The organism is Gordonia sp. YY1 (genome assembly GCF_009872315.1).
Classification (GTDB): Bacteria; Actinomycetota; Actinomycetes; order Mycobacteriales; family Mycobacteriaceae; genus Gordonia; species Gordonia amicalis.
In genome coordinates this window covers 1-21,933 of sequence record NZ_WXYI01000003.1, presented here as the reverse complement: position 1 = coordinate 21,933, position 21,933 = coordinate 1, and the positions used below count along the sequence as shown (strand labels likewise).

The 21,933-nt window shown below is 69.2% G+C and carries 14 protein-coding genes and 1 tRNA gene; 9 read left to right on the top strand and 6 right to left on the bottom strand.

Annotated features, from left to right (window positions below):
* Nucleotides 1–42: 42 nt before the first annotated feature.
* The 4 genes from BPODLACK_RS05465 (at nucleotide 43) to nudC (ending at nucleotide 8,961) form a co-directional block, all read left to right on the top strand.
* The gene (locus BPODLACK_RS05465; RefSeq protein ID WP_159404874.1) at nucleotides 43–3,444 is read left to right on the top strand and encodes an ATP-dependent helicase; all 3,402 of its coding nucleotides are present in this window, start codon (nucleotides 43–45) and stop codon (nucleotides 3,442–3,444) included.
* Complete coding sequence (locus BPODLACK_RS05460) at nucleotides 3,437–6,832, top strand: ATP-dependent helicase (protein ID WP_035755146.1); 3,396 nt, start codon at nucleotides 3,437–3,439, stop codon at nucleotides 6,830–6,832. The genes BPODLACK_RS05465 and BPODLACK_RS05460 overlap by 8 nt, the downstream gene beginning before the upstream one ends.
* A 60-nt stretch (nucleotides 6,833–6,892) precedes the next feature.
* The gene (locus tag BPODLACK_RS05455) at nucleotides 6,893–7,972 is read left to right on the top strand and encodes a potassium channel family protein (protein ID WP_006360075.1); all 1,080 of its coding nucleotides are present in this window, start codon (nucleotides 6,893–6,895) and stop codon (nucleotides 7,970–7,972) included.
* A 68-nt stretch (nucleotides 7,973–8,040) separates the two neighbouring features.
* The gene (gene nudC / locus BPODLACK_RS05450; RefSeq protein WP_006360074.1) at nucleotides 8,041–8,961 is read left to right on the top strand and encodes an NAD(+) diphosphatase; all 921 of its coding nucleotides are present in this window, start codon (nucleotides 8,041–8,043) and stop codon (nucleotides 8,959–8,961) included.
* A 70-nt stretch (nucleotides 8,962–9,031) separates the two neighbouring features.
* On the opposite strand, the gene BPODLACK_RS05445 is transcribed toward nudC, so the two are convergent.
* Nucleotides 9,032–9,316 carry a mycoredoxin gene (locus BPODLACK_RS05445; protein ID WP_006360073.1) on the bottom strand — a complete coding sequence of 95 codons (285 nt, stop codon included), beginning with the start codon at nucleotides 9,314–9,316 and terminating at the stop codon, nucleotides 9,032–9,034.
* 121 nt (nucleotides 9,317–9,437) lie between these two features.
* Between BPODLACK_RS05445 and BPODLACK_RS05440 the strand changes: the two genes are divergently transcribed.
* The gene (locus BPODLACK_RS05440; protein ID WP_035755206.1) at nucleotides 9,438–11,570 is read left to right on the top strand and encodes an ATP-dependent DNA helicase UvrD2; all 2,133 of its coding nucleotides are present in this window, start codon (nucleotides 9,438–9,440) and stop codon (nucleotides 11,568–11,570) included.
* Nucleotides 11,571–12,170: 600 nt separating this feature from the next.
* Nucleotides 12,171–12,461 (top strand): WhiB family transcriptional regulator, encoded by a 291-nt coding sequence (locus BPODLACK_RS05435; protein WP_006360070.1) that lies wholly within the window; start codon nucleotides 12,171–12,173, stop codon nucleotides 12,459–12,461.
* 60 nt (nucleotides 12,462–12,521) lie between these two features.
* On the opposite strand, the gene BPODLACK_RS05430 is transcribed toward BPODLACK_RS05435, so the two are convergent.
* From BPODLACK_RS05430 to BPODLACK_RS05420, 3 genes are all read right to left on the bottom strand, one after another.
* Entirely contained in the window at nucleotides 12,522–13,838 is a 1,317-nt protein-coding gene (locus BPODLACK_RS05430) for an ABC1 kinase family protein (RefSeq protein ID WP_159404873.1), read from the bottom strand.
* Between the two features lie 15 nt (nucleotides 13,839–13,853).
* Nucleotides 13,854–14,765, bottom strand: a complete 912-nt coding sequence (locus tag BPODLACK_RS05425; RefSeq protein WP_006360806.1) for a hypothetical protein — start codon at nucleotides 14,763–14,765, stop codon at nucleotides 13,854–13,856.
* An 87-nt stretch (nucleotides 14,766–14,852) separates the two neighbouring features.
* Nucleotides 14,853–16,322, bottom strand: coding sequence for a zinc-dependent metalloprotease (locus BPODLACK_RS05420; protein WP_006360805.1), 1,470 nt, complete (start codon nucleotides 16,320–16,322; stop codon nucleotides 14,853–14,855).
* A 107-nt stretch (nucleotides 16,323–16,429) separates the two neighbouring features.
* Between BPODLACK_RS05420 and BPODLACK_RS05415 the strand changes: the two genes are divergently transcribed.
* Nucleotides 16,430–17,494, top strand: coding sequence for a YlbL family protein (locus tag BPODLACK_RS05415; protein WP_075863897.1), 1,065 nt, complete (start codon nucleotides 16,430–16,432; stop codon nucleotides 17,492–17,494).
* Nucleotides 17,495–17,518: 24 nt separating this feature from the next.
* Here BPODLACK_RS05415 and BPODLACK_RS05410 read toward each other — a convergent pair whose 3' ends face one another.
* Complete coding sequence (locus BPODLACK_RS05410; RefSeq protein ID WP_159404872.1) at nucleotides 17,519–18,094, bottom strand: PPA1309 family protein; 576 nt, start codon at nucleotides 18,092–18,094, stop codon at nucleotides 17,519–17,521.
* Nucleotides 18,095–18,269: 175 nt separating this feature from the next.
* Here BPODLACK_RS05410 and BPODLACK_RS05405 point away from each other — a divergent pair, with 175 nt between their 5' ends.
* Nucleotides 18,270–21,260: a UPF0182 family protein gene (locus BPODLACK_RS05405; RefSeq protein ID WP_159404871.1), complete on the top strand. Its 2,991-nt coding sequence runs from the start codon at nucleotides 18,270–18,272 to the stop codon at nucleotides 21,258–21,260.
* Nucleotides 21,261–21,347: 87 nt separating this feature from the next.
* Here the strand turns inward: BPODLACK_RS05405 and BPODLACK_RS05400 are convergent, their stop codons facing one another.
* Complete coding sequence (locus tag BPODLACK_RS05400; RefSeq protein WP_159404870.1) at nucleotides 21,348–21,629, bottom strand: hypothetical protein; 282 nt, start codon at nucleotides 21,627–21,629, stop codon at nucleotides 21,348–21,350.
* Between the two features lie 230 nt (nucleotides 21,630–21,859).
* Between BPODLACK_RS05400 and BPODLACK_RS05395 the strand changes: the two genes are divergently transcribed.
* Nucleotides 21,860–21,933, top strand: a tRNA-Met gene (locus BPODLACK_RS05395).

The window sequence follows — 21,933 nt, the reverse complement described above, 5'->3', positions numbered from 1 at the left end:
GGGCCGCCGGAGTCGTCGGTGCCGCATGATTCGATGGAGCCCATGAGTCGGAAACCGGGCACCCAGGCGTCGCGCAGCGCCCTGCGCGCACGGCTCGTCGCGGCGCCCGAGGCCGCGGACCGTCCCCGTGAGTGGCCGCCGGCGATCGCGCAGGTCATCGACCCTGCAGCCAGCATCCCGGCCGGCGAGGAGGAGCAGGCGTGGCGTCCGGTCCGGGTCCACGGCGGACCGGGCAGCGGCAAGACCGCCCTGATCGTCGACGCGGCCGTCGCGCGTCTGCTCGATCCCGCGACCGATCCCGAATCGGTCCTGGTTCTGGCCTCGAGCCGCCGCGCGGCGGTCGCGTTGCGCGAGGAGATCACCCGGCGCGTGCTCTCGGCCAACGCGACCGGGCGGCGCGTGCTGGGCGGAGCGCTCCGCGAACCCCTCGTGCGCACCGTGCACTCCTACGCCTTCGCGATCCTGCGCCTCCAGGCGAGTGCGCACGGCAACCCGCCCCCGCGGCTCATCACCGGCTCCGAACAGGACGTCGTGCTGCGCGAGCTGCTGGCCGGCGACATCGAGGACGGTGCGGAGTACTGGCCCGCACATCTACGGCCGGCACTCGGCACCGACGGCTTCGCGCAGGCCCTGCGCGACCTGATGATGCGGGCCGCCGAACGCGGCGTCGGCCCGGAAGAACTCGCGGCGCTGGGTCGCGAACACAAACGCCCCGAGTGGACCGCCGCGGCCCGTGCCTACGCCCAGTACGAGCAGAACATGCTGCTGCGCGGCGCAGTCGGACTCGAGACGCCCGGTGCATCGGCACCGGCGGTCGACGCCGCCGAACTGATCGGTTCGGCGCTGTCGGCCTTCGCGACCGACCCCGAACTGCTCAGCGGCGAACGCCGCCGCATCCGCCACCTGCTCGTCGACGACGCGCAGCATCTGGATCCGCAGGCGGCACAGCTGATCCGGCTGGTCGGCACCGGCACCACCTCGACGATCATCGCGGCCGACACCGATCAGTCGGTCTTCGGATTCCGCGGGGCCAGCCCACGTTTCGCCGACGGGCTCGCCGAGGCGGGATCCGAGCGCGACATCGTGCTCGAACACGACTTCCGCTCCCACCCCGATCTCGCGCGCCTGGGACGTGCGATCGCCGCACGGCTCCCCGGGGCGCGCCCGCACGCGTATCCGCAACCGGTGCAGACCGAATCCGCCGCCGGCGTGCCACGCGACGTCGCGGCGGTGCGCGTGTACGGCTCGGCGGCCAAGGAGGCCACCGCGATCGCCGATCTGCTGCGCCGCGCGCACCTGTTCGACGGCGTGCCGTGGTCGCAGATGGCCGTGATCGTCCGGTCGGTGTCCCTCGCCCTGCCTCCGCTGCGGCGCGCGTTCCGGTCGGCGGGTGTCCCGGTGACCACCCCGGCCAGCGACCTGCCGCTGCACCGCCAGCGTGCGGTGATCGCGCTGATGCTGGTGCTGCGCGTGGTCGCCGCCCGCCGCGAGGACCCGTCGACGCGGAGCGAGGCGACCCCGCAGCGCGAGCTGTTCACCACCGAGGACACGCTCACGTTGCTGTCCGGCCCGGTGGGAGCGGCCGATCCCGGCGCGATGCGGCGCCTGCGGCGTGGCATCCGACGCCTCGACGAGAAGAACGACCCGACGGCTCAACCGGATTCGCTGACCTCGCTCACCCGCGCACTCCTCGACCCCGAGCTCGGTGCGCGGTACCGCCGTGCCCTGACCGAGACCGAGGCGGCGCCGCTGGCCCGCGTACTCGACGTCGTGGCCGCCGGGCAGCGGGCACATGATGCCGGCCGCGGCGTCGAGGAGACGCTGTGGGCGGCCTGGCAGGCCACCGGTCTGGAACGACGCTGGGCGGCGTCGGCGGTCCGGGGCGGCCCGGCCGGGGAGCAGGCCGACCGCGACCTCGATGCCGTGATGGCGATGTTCGAGGCGGCGGCCAACTTCGCCGACACCCTGCCCGCCGCCGGTCCGGCCGGATTCGTCCACTACCTCTCCCAGCTGCAGATTCCGCGTGACAGCCGAACCGCCACGGCGGCAAGCGAATCGGTGACCGTTCTGTCGGCGCACGCCGCGGTGGGCCGGGAGTGGGAGGTCGTCGCGGTCGCCGGGGTCCAGGACGGGCTGTGGCCGTCGCTACGCAGCCGGGGTGGCGTGCTCTCCACCGGCGCGCTGGTCGACATCCTCGACGGCATGGACGCCGGCGCGGTCGACACCGTCGCGCGCGGCGCCACCGCACTGGCCGACGAGCGGCGGCTGTTCCTGGTCGCCTGCACGCGTGCACGCAGCAGGCTCCTCGTCACGGCGGTGGAGGACGGCAGCGGCGACGCCTCGCCGTCCCGCTTCCTCACCGAACTGGCCGATCTCGTCGACGATCCCGACGACGAAGCGCCCCAGGCCGAGCTCCGGCTCGACCCCGGCGTGGACCGCGTGCTGTCGCTCCCGTCACTGGTCGCGACCCTGCGTTCGGTGGTCATGGGCGGTGCCCACGAGCCCGATGACCGGACCCGGGCCGCCGCCCGCCTGCTCGCCGAACTCGCCGACTCCGACATCCCCGGCGCCCACCCGCGCGACTGGTTCGGGCTCGCCGAACCCAGCACCGACGCGCCGCTGTGGACGCCGGACACCGGACCCGTCGTGCTGTCGCCGTCGAATGTCGAGGCGTTGAACCGGTGTTCGCTGCGTTGGGTGCTGGAACGGAACGGCGGCCGAGACGGTGACGGTACGCCCGCGCTCACCGGAAGCCTGGTCCACACGCTCGTGCAGGCCGTTGCGGGACAGCTGGATCCGGCCGAGGTGACCGCGGCGCTGCGCGGGATCTGGGACCGGGTCGACACCGGTGCGGGCTGGTACTCGGCCCGGGAACTCGAACGCGCCGAGAGCATGCTCGGCCACTTCCGCGACTGGCTGCGGATCTCTCGTGCCGACCTCGAGGAGGTGGGTGTCGAATTGCCGGTCGACGCAACCGTTCCCGGCGGTCCCACCGGTGATCCCGACTCCGCGGATGCACCCGACGTGCGTCTGCGCGGCCGTGTCGACCGCCTCGAGACCGACTCGGCCGGACGCCCGGTGGTGGTCGACGTCAAGACGTCGAAGAACGCGATCACCAAGGCCGAGGCCGACGAGCACGCCCAGATGGCGGCCTATCAGGTCGCGCTGGCCCACGGGGGAGTGCCGCAGTTCGGAGATGTCCCGCCGGGTGGCGCACGTCTGGTCTACGTGTCCACCGCGAACCGCAATTCCGGAGCGGCCGAACGTGTCCAGTCGCCGCTGACACCGGAGATGCTCGACGAGTGGATCGGCGTCGTGCGCCGGGCCGCGCGGGCGAGCATCGGCCCGACCTTCCACGCGACACCCAACCCGGGCTGCGTGCACTGCAACCTCACCACCAGCTGCCCCGCGAAGATCCCCGGAAAGGCGGTGACCGATGACTAGCGCACCGACGACCGGCCGGACGCTGATCGGCGCGAAATCGCTGGCCGCGGCGCTCGGCCTTCCCGACCCGACCCCGGAACAGGTCGCGGTCATCGAGGCGCCGGTCGAACCGATGCTCGTCGTCGCCGGTGCCGGTGCGGGCAAGACCGAGACGATGGCCTCGCGGGTGGTGTGGCTCGTCGCCAACCAGGTCGTGGCCCCCGACGAGATCCTCGGACTCACTTTCACGCGCAAGGCCGCCAGCGAGCTCGGCGCACGCATCCGGCGTCGCCTGTCCATGTTGTCGGGCGCGCCCGCACTGCGGACCTGGGACCCGGACGGGACGCTGGCCGCGCGCTTGCGCGGCGCGGACCCCGAGGTCAGCACCTATCACGCCTACGCCGGCCGGCTGATCGCCGACTACGGTCTGCTGCTGCCCGTCGAACCGTCGTCGACGCTGCTCACCGAGACCGAACTGTGGCAGCTCGCCTTCTCGCTCGTCTCGTCGTGGCCGGGGGAGCTGAACACCAAGAAGGTTCCCGCCGGCGTCACCGAGTCGGTCCTCAAGCTGTACGGCGAGATGTCCGAACATCTCGTCGACATCGACGATCTCACCGAGGCGGGGTCGCGACTGTACGAGCTCATCGACACCCTGCCGAAAGGACCCAAGCAGCGCGACAAGCCGACGCAGGCGCTGCTGAAGGTCAAGGAGGTCATCGACGAACGGCGCGAACTGATCCCGATGGTCATCGCCCTCGGCGAGACGATGCGGGCGCAGTCCTCACTCGACTTCGGCAGCCAGATGTCACTCGCCGCAAAGCTCGTCGTGTCCAACCCGGAGGTCGTGTCCGCCGAGCGCACGGCGTTCCGCGCGGTCCTCCTCGACGAGTACCAGGACACCGGACACTCGCAGCGCGTCTTGCTGTCGACCCTGTTCGGCGGCCACGACCCGTCGCGCGAGTCGGTCGCCGTCACCGCGGTCGGTGACCCGATCCAGTCGATCTACGGCTGGCGCGGCGCGTCGGCGGCGAATCTGCCGCGATTCGCCCGGGACTTCCCCCGCCCCGACGGCACGCCCGCCGAACGTCGCGAGCTCCTCACGAGCTGGCGCAACGCGGCGCAGGGCCTCCGCCTGGCCAACCAGATCTCGGAGGAACTGCGGCGCCGCGGCATCCCGGTCTCCATCCTGCGACCCCGCCCCGACGCTCCTCACGGCACCGCGACCATCGCCCTCACCGAGACCGTTCTCGACGAACGGAACTGGATCGCCGACGCGGTCGAGCGGCGCTATCGTGCGGCCGAGACCGCCGGTGAGGCACCGCCGACCACGGCGATCCTGGTGCGGCGCAACGAGGATTCGGCTCCGCTGGCCGCGGAGCTGGAGAGCCGCGGCATCCCCACCGAGGTCGTCGGTATCGGCGGGTTGCTGCACGTCCCGGAGATCGAGGACATCGTCGCGACCCTGCGCGTGATGGCCGACCCGATGGCCGGCACCGCGGTCATGCGGCTCCTCACCGGCGCCCGCTGGCGCCTGGGGGCCAAAGACCTTGCCGCCCTGTGGCGCCGGGCCACCACGCTCGCCGCCGAGAGTTACGCGGAGGCGGGTGGCGTCGTCACCAGCCGCGAGCAACTCGACGCCGCGCTCGACGCGGTGCTGCCCACCGAGATCGTCGATCGCGCCGGAATCGCCGACGCCGTCGTCGATCCGGGTGATCCGACCGACTACAGCCCGGAGGGATACGCCCGCATCCGGGCGTTCGGCGCGCAGCTCGAATCCCTTCGCCGCCGCATCGGACAACCACTGCCCGAACTCGTCGCCGATGTGGAGAACACCATCGGCGTGGGGGTCGAGGCGCAGATCCGGGCCCGGCGCATGCGCGGTGCGATCACCGGTCGTGAACACCTCGACGCCTTCGCCGACTACGTCAGCCACTACGCCGATCGTCCCGGCGCGAATCTGCCTGGGCTGCTGGCGTTCCTCGACGCCGCCGAGTCCATCGAGAAAGGTCTCGAACCCGGCAAGATCGAGGTCGCCGAACAGCGCGTGCAGATCCTCACCGTGCACGCGGCCAAGGGGCTGGAATGGGACGTCGTGGCGATCCCGCACCTGGCCAAGGGCATCTTCCCGAGCGCCAAGGCCGACACCACGTGGCTGGGCAGCGCGCGCGAGCTGCCCGCCGACCTGCGCGGCGACCTCGCGATCCCGGCCGAGTCGGCCGACGGCACGCCCGAGGGCTTCCCGCTGCTGAAGATCGACACCGTCGGCGACCGCAAGCAACTCGAGGACGCCCTGTCCGACCACAAGGCGGCGATCGGCGAACGACGCCTCGAGGAGGATCGGCGCCTGCTCTACGTCGCCCTCACCCGCGCACGGCACGACCTGATGATCTCCGCCCACCACTGGTCGGAAACCGGCGACAAGCCGCGCGGCGGCTCGGATTTCTTCGACGAGCTGATGGTCGCCATCGACGAGGCGATCACCGATCCGGCCGTCGACTCGACCGGCCTGTCGATCGCGGTGCGCACCCCGCCGCCCGCCGAGGATGCGACCAATCCGCTTGCCGAACGCGTTGTGGCGCAGCCATGGCCGCGTGATCCGCTCGCCGGCCGGCGCGACGCGGTGCAGGCGGCCGCAGACCTCGTCCTCGACGCCATCACCGCCCGCGAGGCGCCCGTGCTGTTCGAGGCGCCGGACGCCTCGGACGGTCCGGAGATGCTGCCGATGCCGCCGGACCCGGAGGACGAGGTGGCGGCGTGGGAGGCGGAGGTGTCGGCCCTGCTGGCCGAACACCATCAGGCCAACCAGGCACTCGTCGAGGTGACGCTGCCGACGCACCTCTCGGTCAGCCAGCTCGTCGAACTCGACGCCGACGAGGCCGAGTTCGCGCGCCGGCTCCGCCGACCCACACCTTTCCGGCCCAACCCGATGGCGCGGCGCGGCACCGCATTCCACGCCTGGGTGGAACGCTGGTTCGGCGCGACCCGGCTGCTCGACATCGACGAACTGCCGGGCGCCGCCGACGCCACGGCCAGCCCCGACGCCGATCTCGACGCGCTCCGCGACGCTTTCCTCGCCTCGCGCTGGGCCAACCGCAGCCCCACGGAGGTGGAGGTGCCGTTCGAGACCGTGATCGGCGGCATCGTCGTGCGCGGCCGCATCGACGCGGTCTTCGCCGAGAAGGACGGGTCGTGGACGGTCGTCGACTGGAAGACCGGCGTCGTACCAGAACCGGCGAAACGGGAATCGCTGTTCATCCAGCTGGCCGCCTACCGGATCGCCTGGGCGCAGCTGGCCGGTGTGCCGGTGGAGAAGGTGCACGCAGCCTTCCACTACGTGCGTGACGGACACACCCTGGAGGCCGACGACCTGCCCGACGAGGCCACGCTCGCCGCCAAGCTCGCCAAATGAGCCCTCGCGCCGCCGGGTGGGTTACATTTCAGCGTGTGAGCGAACTCCAGGAGCGCAAGCGTGGCAGTGCGTAACCGCTTCCGCGGCCGCTTCGGATCAGACGCCGAACTGGCCAACCGGCCCGACCATGCACTGGTCGGCGTCGTCCGTATCCCCGAGCTGCAGCAGAGCCCCGCCCGCGCGATCGGACGCCGCGTGCTCTGGGCATGTCTCGCGCTGTTCTTCACCTCGGTGGTCGTCTGGCTCGATCGTGAGGGATATCGGGACGCGCAGAACAGCGAGCTGTCCTATCTGGACGCGCTGTACTACTCGGCGGTCACCCTGTCGACGACCGGCTACGGCGACATCACGCCGATCAGTCCCTTCGCCCGCTTCATCAACATCATCATCATCACGCCGCTGCGTGTGCTGTTCCTGATCGTGCTGATCGGCACCACCCTCGAGGTGCTCACCGAACGGTCCCGGCAGGCGCTCAAGATCCAGCGTTGGAGGAATTCCGTGCGCAATCACACCGTCGTCATCGGCTACGGCACCAAGGGCCGCACCGCGGTCGACGCCATGCGCGGCGACGGCATCAAGCCATCCGAGATCGTGGTCGTCGACTCCGATCCGACCGTGCTGGAGTCGGCCGCCTCCAACGGGCTGGTCACGGTCCGGGGCGACGCCACCAAGTCCGACGTGCTGCGCCTCGCCGGTGTCGCCCACGCCGCGAGCATCGTGGTCGCCACCAGTCGCGACGACACCGCCGTCCTGGCGACTCTCACCGCACGCGAGATCAACCCGCGGGCCAAGATCGTGGCGTCGATCCGGGAGTCGGAGAACACCCACCTCATGCGGCAGTCGGGCGCGAACTCGGTGGTGGTGTCCTCGGAGACGGCCGGGCGTCTGCTCGGCATCGCGACGATGACCCCGTCGGTGGTCGAGGTGATCGAGGATCTCCTCACTCCCGATGCGGGTTACGCCATCGCCGAACGCGAGGTCGACCCGACGGAGACCGGCGGCTCGCCCGCCCACACCCGCGACATCGTGCTCGGCGTCGTCCGCAACGGGGTGCTGCACCGCGTCGACGACAGCGAGGTCGAACAGATCGAGGTCGGCGATCGGCTGCTGTACGTCCGCAAGAGTCCCGGCGACGACTGAGCCCCGGAAACGACCGGCCGCGTCGCACCGAGTACCCCGCACCGACCACCGAAAAGGGACACACCGACGTGCACTTCGAACTGGTCCAACAGCCGCTGCTGTCGCGCGCGAGCTTCCACCGCGCCGACGAGATCCGCGACGACGCCGAGCGGATGCTGGCGGGATGGCCACAGGCGAAGGTACTGCTCATCGACTCCAACGGTCGGTACCCGGTCGGGGAGTCCGGTGTGCTGCACTGGGTTCCGGCGACCACCGTCGCCGATGCGCCGCCTGCCGACGCGGTGATCCTCGGCATCGTGGACGGCGTCGACCGGTGGGCGCGCCGCGTCGACCACATCGACGGACCCACCGACGACGCGCGTCGTGGCGCGGTATATCTGACGCCGGACGAGGCGGGCCTGCTCGTCACTGCGCTGGGAATCCTGAATTGGCATGAGACGGCAAGTCATTCGCCGGTCGACGGGTCGGCGACCCAGCCGGCGCGTGGCGGTTGGGTGCGTCGGAGCGTCCAGTCCGGCCGGGACGAGTTCCCGCGCACCGATCCTGCCATCATCACCGTGGTCCACGACGGCGCCGACCGGATCCTGTTGGGACGCCAGGCCGTCTGGCCCGATGGCTGGTATTCGACGCTCGCCGGGTTCGTCGAACCGGGGGAGTCGCTCGAACAATGTGTACTGCGCGAGGTACACGAAGAGGTCGGCATCGTGGTTCGCGAACCGCGCTACCTGGGCAGTCAGCCGTGGCCGTTCCCTCGCTCGCTGATGCTCGGCTTCGCCGCGATCGGCGATCCCGCCGACGAACTCGCCTTTCTCGACGGTGAGATCGGCGATGCGCAGTGGTTCCATCGCGACGAGGTGCGCGAGGCGCTGTCGCGGGACGGGTGGACGCGTGCCGATCCCGGGCCCGACGGCGAGGCGCCCCGGTTGCAGCTGCCCGGATCGATCTCCATCGCACGCACGCTGATCGAGTCCTGGGCCGCGGCCCGGTAACCACGCCGCGCACCCCGGAGACGAGAAACCCGGGTCCGGCGAGGGCCGGCCCGGGTCTCAGGTCACGAGATCAGACGCCGAGCTTCTTCTTGACCTCGGCGATCGAGGGATTGGTCGCGGTCGTGCCGTCGGCGTAGAGCACGGTCGGGACGACGTGGTTGCCGCCGTTGACGCTGCCCACGAAATCGGCGGCATCCGGGTTCAGCTCGATGTCGATCTCCTGCCAGGGGATACCACTCGCCTTCAGTCCGGTCTTCAGGCGGGCGCAGTAACCACACCACGAGGTGGTGTACATGGTCAGTTCGCCGGTGTCGGAGTTACGGGCGCCGGCCTCGTCGTCGATCACGTTGCTCATGACTGCCATAACACCACGCATGCGCGGGCTGTTCCCGCCGGCGCATGCGATCGACGACGTGGGACGCGTCACCCACAAGCCCGATCGCCGGTCCGAAAGAGCGTCGGTGGGTGGTGACATAGTGGAGTCCGTGCGCCACCCGACCTTCCCCGCGAACCCCGATGCCCGCTCCCGCGATGCCGGCGCGGTCGAGGGACTCGACCCGGAGCAGTCCGCGGCCGTCCTCGCACCGCGCGGCCCGGTATGTGTGCTGGCCGGCGCGGGTACGGGCAAGACGCGCACCATCACGCGCCGCATTGCCCACCTCGTCGACACCGGGCAGGTGAATCCCGGCCAGGTCCTCGCGGTCACGTTCACCGCCCGCGCGGCGGGTGAGATGCGGACCCGGTTGCGGAGCCTCGGCGTCGGCGGCGCCACCGGCAACGTCGCCGCCCAGACCTTCCATGCCGCGGCGATGCGGCAGCTGCGCTACTTCTGGCCGCGCGCCTTCGGTGATGCCCGGTGGGAGCTGCTCGACAACAAGTTCCCGCTCATCTCGCGCGCCGCGCGCCGCGCCGGACTCGACACCGCGACCGACACCCTGCGCGACCTGTCGTCGGAGATCGAATGGGCCAAGGCCACGCTGATCTCGCCGGAGAACTACGTCGAGGCGGTCGGGCGCCTCGGACGCGAGTCACCCGCGCCCCCGCAGAAGGTCGCCGCGGTGTACGGCCATTACGAGGACTCCAAGGTCTCGCCGGACGGCGATCGCCTTCTCGACTTCGACGACATGCTCATCTACATGACGCAGATCCTGACCATCGAACCCGGCGCGGCCGACGAGTTCCGCTCGCGTTACCGGTGTTTCGTCGTCGACGAGTACCAGGACGTGACGCCCGTCCAGCAGGGTCTTCTGGACGCCTGGCTCGGCGAGCGCGACGACCTGACGGTCGTCGGCGACGCCAATCAGACGATCTACACGTTCACCGGCGCGTCCCCGAACTACCTGCTCGACTTCAGCCGCCGCTTCCCGGAGGCGACGGTCGTCCGGCTGGAACGCGACTACCGGTCCACGCCCGAAGTCGTCGACCTCGCCAATCGCGTGATCGGCGCCGCGCGCGGGCGCATCGCCGGCACCCGGCTCCGTCTCATCGGCCAGCGCCCGTCCGGTCCGCAGCCGCAGTTCGCCGAGTACGACGACGAGCCGGCCGCCGCCACGTCGATCGCGATCGAGATCAAGCACCTCATCAAGGCGGGTGTCGCGCCGTCGGAGATCGCGATCCTCTACCGCGTCAACGCCCAGTCGGAGAACTACGAGCAGGCGCTGACCGAGGCCGGCATCCCGTATCAGGTGCGCGGTGGCGAGGCGTTCTTCGCGCGGACCGAGGTGCGTCAGGCGATGCGGCAGATCGCGACGGTGGCCAACCGCGAGGTGAAGCCCGGTGTGACGACGATCGACGTCGTGCGCGCGGTCCTCGGCGAACTCGGGCTCACCGAGGAGGAACCGTCGGGTGCGCAGGCGCGCGCCCGGTGGGAGTCGCTGAAGGCGCTGGTGCAGCTCACCGAGGACATGGTCGCCGAGAACCCCGATCTCACGTTGCCGCAGCTGTCCGCAGAACTCACGACCCGGTCCGAGGCTCGCCACCCGCCGACGGTCCAGGGCGTCACCCTGTCGTCGCTGCACGCGGCCAAGGGACTCGAATGGGATGCGGTCTTCCTGGTGGGGCTGACCGACGGATCGTTGCCGATCAGTCAGGCCATCAAGGGTTCGTGGGAGGACGTCGAGGAGGAGCGCCGACTGTTCTACGTGGGCGTGACGCGTGCCCGCGAGCACCTACATCTGTCGTGGGCCCTCGCCCGCAACGAGGGTGGCCGCGCCCGTCGTCGGTCCCGATTCCTGACCGATCTCATCCCCGACGATTCGCCGGCCTCGAAGATCGCGAAAGAACGTACGCCCCGCAAGGGACCCACATGCCGCGTCTGCGGCTCGCGGTTGATGGATTCGACGGCGACGCTGCTCGGTCGGTGCGCGGGGTGTCCGTCGGACCTGGACGAGAACCTCCTGGTCGCACTCAAGGAGTGGCGCCGGGCCCGCGCCCAGGCGAAAAAGGTCCCGCCCTTCGTGGTCTTCTCCGACAAGACGCTCACCGCGATCGCCGAACAACGGCCCACGGACACCGCTGCGCTGGTGTCGATCTCGGGGATCGGGGCGCAGAAACTCGACGAGTACGGCGAGGATCTCCTCGATCTCGTCAAAACCGCAGGTCAAAAATAGGTTGTGCGCTTTCTGGCGTACCGTTTAGGCTGATCTCCGTCAGCACACGGGTGGGAAACACTCTTGTGCCCACCAGGAGCCCATCGCTCATGTGGGAGCCGTCGAGAAGAGAGAGGAGCGGATCAGTGAACGGAAGCACCGTGAACCAGGCCGGCATCGCCGTGCCTGCGGCCAAGCCGAATCAGGCACACGCCGTCGTTCTGCGCGCCCGTCGCAACCGCTCCTGGCTGCCTGCAGTCTGCGCACGTCCGGTCGCCACTCGCGCGACCATTCCGGCACCGCCGGCCGACGCAGCGGCCCTCCCGGCGATCGCACAGCCCGCAGCGGCAGTGCATCCGGCAGCAGTCGCCGCGGCGGCAGCAGCGCACGTAGCGCCGCCGGCAACAGCTGCAGCAGCCCCCTCGCCGCATGGGTTCCCCGTACCGACACCGATTCTCCGGAGTTAGACCTCCGAGAACTTCGGGCCACGGGCGAATCGCAGAGGCGAAATCCGTGGCCCTCTTTTTGTCACCGAGCATCATCCCGGCAGGGATTCTCGGACCGGCAGCCACATCGAGGACATGGGTCACCAATCCCAAACGAGCAGATGTGGAGAAACCAATGACTGTCGATTGCGTACTCGAGTCCTGTCTCTCGGCGGACCGCGCAGCGACCGCCCAGCTCGACCTTCCCTGCCAGGTGGCCGACGCCGACCTGTGGTTCGCCGACAATCCCCGCGACCTCGAGCGTGCCAAGGCAATGTGTGCCGACTGCCCGCTGAAGACCCAGTGCTTGCAGGCGGCCCTGGATCGCGCCGAGCCCTGGGGCGTGTGGGGCGGCGAGATCTTCGAACGCGGCGCGGTGATCGCACGCAAGCGGCCTCGCGGCCGGCCGCGGAAGAACGCAGCCTGAGACAGAGAACAGCGACGCCGCGAGCAGTTGCTCGCGGCGTCGCTGTTCTGGTCGGGGGGATCAGTCGCCCAGACCGGGCACCCATTCCTCCATGATGGCGCGGTACGGTGCGTGCGCCTCGAGCTGCGAGGCGATCCCGACACAGCCGCCGAGCACACGGAACACCATCACGAACCGCTTGGGCACGTTGAGGTTCCGCGAAGTCTTGTAGACCTCGCCGCGCACGTCGGTCGCCTTGCCCGCGGCACGCTGCATCCACTTGCGTGTGAAGTGGAACGACTCGGAGTACAGCGGGTCGACGTACGGCCGCAGGTACGCCTCGAGGTCGGCGCTGGTGACCTTCGACGCATGCGGCGGGCGGATGAACTCCGCCTCGACCATCAGTTCCTTGAGTTCGTCGTACTTCTTGTCGCGGGCGAGTCGCAGGATCGGCCCGGTCTCCGGAGGCAGTCCGCCGGGGTAGTGGCCGACCGCACCGAAGTCGAGGACGCCGAACCGGCCGTCATCGGCGATGAAGAAGTTGCCCGGATGCGGATCACCGTGGAGCAAGCCGACCCGGTAGGGCGAGCTGACCTCGAACTCGGCCATCTTCGCGGCCGCGTTGTCGCGGGTCTTCTGGTCGCCGGTCGTGATGACCTTCGACAGCGCGACCCCGTCGACCCACTCCGAGACCACGACCTTGGGTGCGCTCGCGATCACCTTGGGGATCAGGAAGTCCGGATGCCCGTCGTACACCTTGGCGAAGGCCCGCTGGTTCTCGGCTTCGCCGAGGTAGTCGAGTTCGGCCTCGGTGCGGTCGATGAGTTCGTCCATCATCGCCTTGACGTCGGTGCCCGGCGACAGCCGCTGCAGCAGTCCCGACATGCGCGACAACGTCTTCAGGTCCGCCTTGAGCGCGTGGTCGGCGCCCGGGTACTGGACCTTGACTGCGACCTCGCGCCCGTCGGACCACACACCCTTGTGCACCTGGCCGATTGACGCCGACGCCGCCGGCTCGTCGGAGAACTCCTTGAAGCGCTCACGCCAGCGGGTACCGAGCTGCTGGTCGAGCACCTTGTGGACCTTGTCGGCCGACATCGGCGGTGCTTCCGCCTGGAGCTTGGTGAGTGCCTCCCGGAACGGTTCACCGAATTCGTCGGGGATCGCGGCTTCCATGATCGACAGCGCCTGGCCCACCTTCATGGCGCCGCCCTTGAGCTCACCGAGGACCGCGAACAGCTGTTCCGCGGACTTCTCGAGGAGTTCCTGGTTGACCTCGTCCTTGTCTTTGCCGACCATGCGCTTGCCGAGCCCCGCCGCCGCACGTCCGGCCATACCGATGGGGAGAGAAGCCAACTTCGCGTTGCGACGACCCTGCCCCCGAGTGATGTCGGTCATAGCATCCTTTCCGCGTCACACAATAGACGACTTGAGCTGTTCGTCTCGCATCGCACGACAATCGCAGCTTGGGTGGGGTAACCATTCTCGGCGGTCCACTCGCACAGGATCATCGCGGAACTCCAATACCTGATTCAACAACTGCGGCGTGCCCCGCGCTGCGGCGGGGGAGGGCCGACGCAGCGCAGTGACCAGACGTTCGATCTGCCCGTGCGCGATCGCGGCGGTAGGCCGCACGATCGCGGGGTCGGGATCGCCGGGCGCGCGGATGAGCTGCACCGCCATCATCGGCCATTCCGGGTCGGCGTCCGAGCGATGGTGATCGGCGCACATCAGACAGCTCGACAGTCCCGGCAGGACGAGAGGGCCGACGATCCCGACGCCGTCGCGCGCCCGGACCAGCAGATGCGGAATCCGGGCCCTCGTCAGGGCGAAGACGACCCGTGGGTCGTGGACGAGGAAGTCGCTGAGGATCACGAGTCTGGTGTCGACGGTGTCGAGCGAGCCGTCGGCGCGTCGGCGCATCGTCCGCTGGACGTGCAGGCCCTGCGCCCGCAAGGACGCACCCAAGAGATCCGACAAAGGTCCCTGACCGTGGATCTGTATCCGGAACTCGGTCGGATCCGGACTCGCCGACGATGTGTCGGCCTCGCCACCCGTGATCGTCCGCCCGGCCGCGGTCAGACCGTCGAGGAGCGTCCGGATCTCGTCGTCGGCGAGCCCGGCCGCCGACGCCCGACGGATGAGTAGTTCCGGCGTGCACGGGCGTTCCAGCGTCCGCAGCATCGCCGCGACCGAATGCGCCGAGATCGCGTCGTCGAGCTCGATGATCACGCTGCCGGCCGGATCGATCCCCACATGCACCCGGTTGCCAGGCCGCACCAGGATCGATGTTCCCGGCCGGATGCGCGGGACCGTGATGGACATGACGCAACTCTGCCAGCGAAAACACCTCGCCGAGGTCGGTCGGGCCGGTTATCCACAACATGGGCGCGTACGGCGTCGACTGTGGAGTTATGAGCCGGCCTGACCGCTCTGTCCGTTCGGCCCGTCGTCCCCGGACTCGGTGTCGTCCTGTTCGGCGAGAGACTTCTCGAGCTGCGCGATGGCGTCGTCGAGTTCGGTGTCCTTGTGCAGGAGACGGTCGATGAATGCGGCCGGGTTGTCCAGATCGTCGGAGTCGGGCAGCAGGTCGGGGTGCGCCCAGACGCCGTCGCGGGTCGACAGATCGGTGGCCTCGAAGACCCGGCGCCACAGCTCTGATGCCTCACGCACCTTGCGCGGACGCAGTTCCAGGCCGACGAGGGTCGCGAAGGTCTGCTCGGCGGGGCCGCCCGAAGCGCGGCGTCGGCGGATGGTCTCGGTCAGTGCGCCGGTGCTCGGGATGCGGTCGCCGAGTGCCCGGGTCACGACCTGCTCCACCCAGCCCTCGACGAGAGCCAGGAGCGTCTCGAGGCGGCCGAGCGCGGCCTTCTGCTCGGGCGTGGTGGTCGGCTCGAACGACGTCGACGAGCTGATGAGCTCCTCGAGCTTCGACGGATCCGACAGCAGTTCGGTGGGATCGATGTTCGCCGTGGCGTCGGTGATCCCGCTGAAGTCGATGCTGATCCCGCGTGCGTACTCCTCGACCGTCGACAACAGGCGCTGACGCAACCAGCCGACGTGCGTGAAGAGCCGGACGTGCGCGGCCTCGCGCGCGGCGAGGAAGACGATGATCTCCTGGCCGGGCTGCTCCAGACCTTCGGCGAACTTCGCGATCGCCTCGGGGAGCAGGACCGCGATGCCCTCGGGTGCCAGCGGCAGACCGATGTCGGTGGAGGTGAGCACCTCCTTGGCGAGCTGACCGAGACCCTGGCCGAGCTGCGTCCCGAAGGCCATTCCGCTCATCTGCGTCAGCATGCCCAGCATCGGGCCGGCGAACTGCGCGGCCTCGGCGGGGAGGTTGTCCTGCCAGGTGCGCGCGAGCTGCTCGGCGACCGGGTTGCACAGACCCTTCCAGGTGTCCATCGACTCCTCGAGCCACTGCACCGGGGTCCACGCGACGGTCTGGGTGACGCCGCTGGGGAAGGTCGTCGCGTCGTCGAGCCAGACGTCGGCCAGTCGCACGGCATCGGCCGACGCCGAGATCTCCTTCTCCAGGATCGGTGTGAACGAACCGATCTGCTGGCGGGCGAGATTGGTGGCGACCTGATAGTTCACCGGACCGCCGCCGCCACCGGCCATCCCGGCGCCCATACCGCTGAACATGCTGCCGAGTTGGGAGAACATCTGGCCGAGCATGTTCGGGTCGAGGTTCGACGGGTCGAAGTCGCCGAAGCCCTGGCCGCCGCCGGAACCCTGTCCGCCCATTGCGAATCCGAACGGGTTGGCGCCACCGAAGGGGTTGCCGGGGTTGTCGCCCGGCTTGTCCTTGTCGCCGCTGTTCTTGTCGCGGTCGTCGTCGCCGTTGCCGGACGCCGAGAAGCCGAAGGGCAGATCACTCATACGTCCACCGTACCGCCCGGACAGGCGCGTTCACGGCGTCGGATGTTCGCCGTGCGCGTAGCGACGCCGGGACCGTCCCCGGAGGTCGGGGCACTATCGTGTGCGGAATGAGTTCGAGCCCTCGCTTCCGCCGGATCGCCACCGCTGCGGTCAGTGCCCTGGTGTTGCTGGCGTTGCTCGTCGTCGGCACGCAGGTGCAGGTGCCCTACGCCGCGCTCGGTCCCGGTCCGACGCTGAACACGCTGGGCATGACGAAGGTCGAGCAGGACGGCAAGGTCGTCGAACGCAGGGTCGTACAGATCGATGGTGCCCCCGTCGACAAGACCACCGGCAACCTCAACCTGACGACGGTGTCGGTCAGCGACGGGCTCACACTCTTCGACGCACTGGGCATGTGGCTGTCCGGGAAGTACGCGCTGACCCCACGTGACGAGGTGTATCCGCCGGACCGCACCACCGAGCAGGTGCAGGAGGAGAACGCCCTGCAGATGACCGGATCGGAGGAGAACGCCACCGTCGCGGCGCTGCGTTTCCTCGACCGTCCCACGGTCCTGCGGATCGCCGGTGTGGGCGCCGAGGGCCCGTCGGCCGGTGTCCTGCAGGCCGGTGACGTGGTCACCCGGGCCGGGGGCGTCGAGGTCGAGACGAGCGAGGAACTGCGCGACGTCGTCTCGAAGAACCCGCCGGGCACGGTGCTGCCGCTGGAGATCGTGCGACAGGGCACGCCGCAGACGGTGAGCGTCACGCTCACCGCGCATCCCGACGACGCGAAGGCCGGATTCCTCGGGGTCGCGGCCGAGGTCGCCAATGCCGACCCGTCGCTGAAGGTCACCTACACCGTCGGCGACATCGGCGGGCCGTCGGCGGGCATGATGCTGGCGCTGTCGGTCATCGATCAGCTGAGCCCGGGCGAACTGACCCACGGCAAGTTCATCGCGGGAACCGGCACGATCACCGCAGACGGGGACGTCGGGCCGATCGGCGGCATCACCCACAAGACCCGAGCCGCGCACGACGCCGGTGCCACGGTGTTCCTCGTCCCGGCCCGCAACTGTGCGGAGGCCGTCTCCGACCGTCCCGACGGCCTCGAACTGGTGAAGGTCGAGACGCTCGACGGCGCGGTCGAGGCGCTGGATGCGGTCGGCGAAGGTCGTCCCGCCCCGACCTGCTGAGTCGGCCGAACTCGGTCCGGCGGTTCAGGCCCCGGGGTCGTCGGGAGTGAAGGTACCGGCGAGCGCCGCGCGCAGCTCGGTCCCGAGCTGCGGATGCGTGAGGGTCTCGATCTCCTCGCCGGGCTGATGGCGTAGCCGCATGATCGCGAGGTCCGGGCCGCCGCGCAGCACGCCCGCCACCAGACGCGCCTGCTCCGACGCGCCATCCGAATCGCCTGCGGCGGGGTCGGTTCCGTCCACGACGTAGCGCGGCGTGCCGTCGTCGCCGGGAGCCGGGGGAGCGACGACGATCTCGATGGCGACCGCCGCGCCGGCGACGGCGTCCGGCCAGACCGCCGACGCCAGGAAGGTGTCGAGGTCGGGGCACTCCTGCTCGATCGGGGTGAACGCCGAGTCGGCGTCGTCGCCCAGGACGTCCGGGGCCTGCTCGGCCAGGACCGAGGTCGGGACGAGCGCGTACACCGACGGGGACCGACCCCACCCCGCGGCGTCGACGTGGTCGAGAATCTCGCTGAGAGCGCTCCCGAGGTCGTCGGTGGAGAAGCCTCGGGGCCCGGTGGGGTCGGGTCTGGCGGGGTCGGGTTCGGTGGGGTCGGGCACCTGCCCATCTTGCCCTGACGGACGCCTCGTCCACGACCCGGGGAACCGCTGCCGGACCCGGATCGTTGTCCCGGCGCCCGAGTGTGATCGGCATCCGGGCGGTGCCAGTACAGTGGGCACCACGCCCAGGCTTGCACGTCACCCGGGGCGATGTCCGGATTGAGAGCTTTGGAGAGTGGGTCTGGTGGGCGTCCGAGGGCCGGCAGGAATGCCGACACTGTCACGCAGGAGCAAGATCGTCATCGGACTCGGCGTAGCCGTGCTGGTCCTCCTGCTCGTCGGACCGCGACTCGTCGGTCTTGCCACCGATTGGCTGTGGTTCCGCGATGTCGGATACACGAGTGTGTTCAGCACGGTGATCTGGACGCGCGTCATTCTCTTCCTGATCACGACGCTCGTGGTCGGGCTGATCGTGTTCGGGGCGGTCGCCCTGGCCTACCGGTCCCGACCGGTGTTCGTGCCGACCGCGGGACCCAACGACCCGCTCGCGCGCTACCGGACCGCCATCATGACCAAGGTCCGGTGGTTCGCGGTGCTGCCGGCGCTGATCATCGGCGCCCTCGCCGGTCTCGTCGCGCAGGGTTCCTGGGCCACGGTCCAGATGTTCCTGCACGGCACCTCGTTCGGTAAGAACGACCCGCAGTTCAACCTCGACATCGGCTTCTACGCCTTCGACCTGCCGTTCTACCGGTTCGTGCTGAACCTGCTCTTCGTCGTGGTCGTCGTCGCCTTCCTCGCCAACCTGGTGACGCATTACCTCTTCGGCGGTATCCGTCTGGGGCAGGGCGGCGGATCGGTCACCATGGCGGCCCGTATCCAGCTCGCGGTCCTGGCCGGTACGTTCCTGTTGCTCAAGGCGGCCGCGTACTGGCTCGACCGGTACAACCTGCTCTCGAGTCAGCGGAAGGCCGAGATCTTCCCGGGTGCCAGTTACACCGACATCAATGCGGTCCTGCCGTCCAAACTCATCCTGATGGCGATCGCCATCATCTGTGCCGTCGCGTTCTTCGCGGCGATCGTTCTGCGTGACCTGCGGATCCCGGCTCTCGCGACTGCGCTGATGCTGTTCTCGGCACTGCTGATCGGCGTGGGCTGGCCGCTCACCATGGAGCAGTTCTCGGTCAAGCCGAACGCCGCACAGAAGGAAGCCGAGTACATCCAGCGCGCGATCGACTCGACGCGGGAGGCCTACGGCATCGGGCCGGATGATGTGACCACGCAGAAGGACTGGACCGCCACCCCCGCGAACCCGGCCCTCGTCAACAGCGACACCCCGACGCTGTCGAACGTGCGCATCCTCGACCCGAACGTCGTCTCGCCCACGTTCATCCAGCAGCAGCAGCGCCAGAACTTCTACGGCTTCCCGACGCAGCTCGCGGTCGACCGCTACCGGATCGACGGCGAACTCCGCGATTTCGTGGTCGCGGTGCGCGAGCTCGACCCGAGCCGCTACCTGGAGAACCAGCAGAACTGGCTGAACAAGCATCTGGTGTACACGCACGGCAACGGCTTCGTTGCCGCGCCGGCGAACCGGGTGAACGAGTCGGTCGACGAGAACGACATCGACGGTGGTGGCGACCCGTTCTATTACGTCAGTGACACCACCAACTACCAGACCGACGCGTACAAGCGCGACGCCCCGATCAAGGTGACGCAGCCGCGCATCTACTTCGGCGAGCTGCTCGCCAAGATCGATCCCGATTACGCGATCGTCGGCTCCGAGGGCGGCGAGCCCCGCGAGCACGACATGGGCGATGCCAAGTACACCTACCAGGGTCCGGCCGGCGTCCCGTTGAGCAACCTGTTCACCCGCCTGCTGTACGCGGGTAAGTACGCCGAGCGGAACTTCCTGCTGTCGGGCGAGATCACCTCGGCGTCGAAGATCATCTACAACCGCGACCCGCGCGACCGCGTCGAGCAGGTCGCGCCGTGGCTGACCGTCGACTCCAAGACCTATCCCGCGGTCATGGAGGACGGATCGATCAAGTGGATCGTCGACGGATACACGACCCTCGACAACTTCCCGTACTCCCAGCCGACGTCACTGCAGAGCGCGACGGCCGACGCCCAGGACCTCAATCCCGGCCAGACCGGTCGCACCCAGGTGAACAAGACCGTCTCGTATGTGCGCAACTCGGTGAAGGCGACGGTCGACGCCTATACCGGTGAGGTCGAGCTGTACGAGTTCGACACCGAGGACCCCGTGCTCAAGACCTGGATGAAGGTCTTCCCCGGGACGGTCGCCTCGCGCGCCGAGTTCGACACGCAGACCTCACTGCGTGAACACGTCCGGTACCCGGAGGATTTGTTCAAGATCCAGCGGGCGCTGTTGACGCGCTACCACGTCGACACCCCGGGAACGTTCTTCCAGGCCAACGACTTCTGGTCGGTGCCCTCCGACCCCACGAGTCCCGACGCCGAGCAGCGCGGACTCGATCAGCCGCCGTATTACTTCGTGGCGGCGGACCCGGAGAGCAAGCAGGCGTCGTTCCAGCTCACCTCGGTGCTGACCCGCCTCAACCGACCGATCCTCGGTGCCTACATCACCGTGTCGTCGGACCCGGCGAACTACGGGCAGATCACCGTGAAGGAGCTGCCGGGCAACAACCAGCGATCGGGCCCGAAACAGGCGTTCAACCCGATGAAGACCGACGGACGAGTCGCCGAATCGCTGAAGTCCCTCGAGAACACCGCGAAGGTGACGTTCGGCAACCTGTTGACCCTGCCGGTCGGCGACAACGGGATCCTCTACGTCGTTCCGATGTATGCGCAGGCCCAGGGCGAGGAAGCCTTCCCGCGCCTGTTCCGCGTCATCACGCGGTACGAGCCGAAGGAACGGGAGGCCCGGATCGGCTACGCGCCGACGACGGCTGAGGCGCTGCGCCAGGTCGGGATCACGCCGGCCACCGGCGTGGTGCCCGGTGAACAGCAGCCCGACGATGCCCCGGAGACCCCCGAGCAGCAGGGCGGCACGACGAGTCCGCAGGTTCCGGCGCCGCCGCAGGGTGGTACGCCCGAACGCGACGCCGCTGTGAAGGCGATCGGGGACGCGCTCAGCGCACTGCGCGATGCGCAGACCAAGGGCGATTTCGCCGGCTATGGCGCGGCCCTCGATCAGCTGAACAAGGCTGTGGCACAGTACGAGTCGCTGCCCGAGCAGAACTAGACCAGACCCACCGATCGATGCGCGCCATTCGCGGCGCGGGTCGATCGGGGAGTCGGGCGATCGGAACGCTGCGTGCGTCGGGTACCGCTAGCCGCGGTACTTGCGCACGTAGCGTTCTTTTTCGTCCGCGGTGTTGTCCGGCAGGACCGGGCTGTGGTGATAGCGGTGCCCGATGGTGAAGAAGATCGACACGGCGACCGCGAAGGCCGCGACCATCACCAGCGCAAACAGGATCGCGTAGCCGGTGTTCCCGGACGCCATGTGGACCAGCCACAGGGCAGCCGAGAGAAAGCCGCCGAGCGCGAGCACGAATCCGATGAAGCTCATCGGATGATTGCCGTGACTCTCATGGTGGAAGTGGGCGGACATGGTCCCCTCCTCGGTGGTGGGTCGGCCCGGACCGGGTAGCGCCGAGTGTACGCCCGACAGTGACCCAGATCACAGTCTCGACCTCCAGTGGATGCGCCCCGGATACGACGCCGTGACCTGTGCTTTACCGGTTGAAGTGACCGCGATCACTCGCATTTGCCCAGGTCAGCTGCGGTTGCGGGGACGATTTGCGCCGCTGACAAACGCGTGTGTAACGTTGTGTTCACCAACGCGGGGTGGAGCAGCTCGGTAGCTCGCTGGGCTCATAACCCAGAGGTCGCAGGTTCAAATCCTGTCCCCGCTA

Coding starts and splice junctions, on each gene's coding strand:
- BPODLACK_RS05465 (WP_159404874.1), top strand. CDS start 43: ATGAGTCGGAAACCGGGCACCCAGGCGTCGCGCAGCGCCCTGCGCGCA.
- BPODLACK_RS05460 (WP_035755146.1), top strand. CDS start 3,437: ATGACTAGCGCACCGACGACCGGCCGGACGCTGATCGGCGCGAAATCG.
- BPODLACK_RS05445 (WP_006360073.1), bottom strand. CDS start 9,316: ATGAGCAACGTGATCGACGACGAGGCCGGCGCCCGTAACTCCGACACC.
- BPODLACK_RS05435 (WP_006360070.1), top strand. CDS start 12,171: ATGACTGTCGATTGCGTACTCGAGTCCTGTCTCTCGGCGGACCGCGCA.
- BPODLACK_RS05430 (WP_159404873.1), bottom strand. CDS start 13,838: ATGACCGACATCACTCGGGGGCAGGGTCGTCGCAACGCGAAGTTGGCT.
- BPODLACK_RS05425 (WP_006360806.1), bottom strand. CDS start 14,765: ATGTCCATCACGGTCCCGCGCATCCGGCCGGGAACATCGATCCTGGTG.
- BPODLACK_RS05420 (WP_006360805.1), bottom strand. CDS start 16,322: ATGAGTGATCTGCCCTTCGGCTTCTCGGCGTCCGGCAACGGCGACGAC.
- BPODLACK_RS05415 (WP_075863897.1), top strand. CDS start 16,430: ATGAGTTCGAGCCCTCGCTTCCGCCGGATCGCCACCGCTGCGGTCAGT.
- BPODLACK_RS05400 (WP_159404870.1), bottom strand. CDS start 21,629: ATGTCCGCCCACTTCCACCATGAGAGTCACGGCAATCATCCGATGAGC.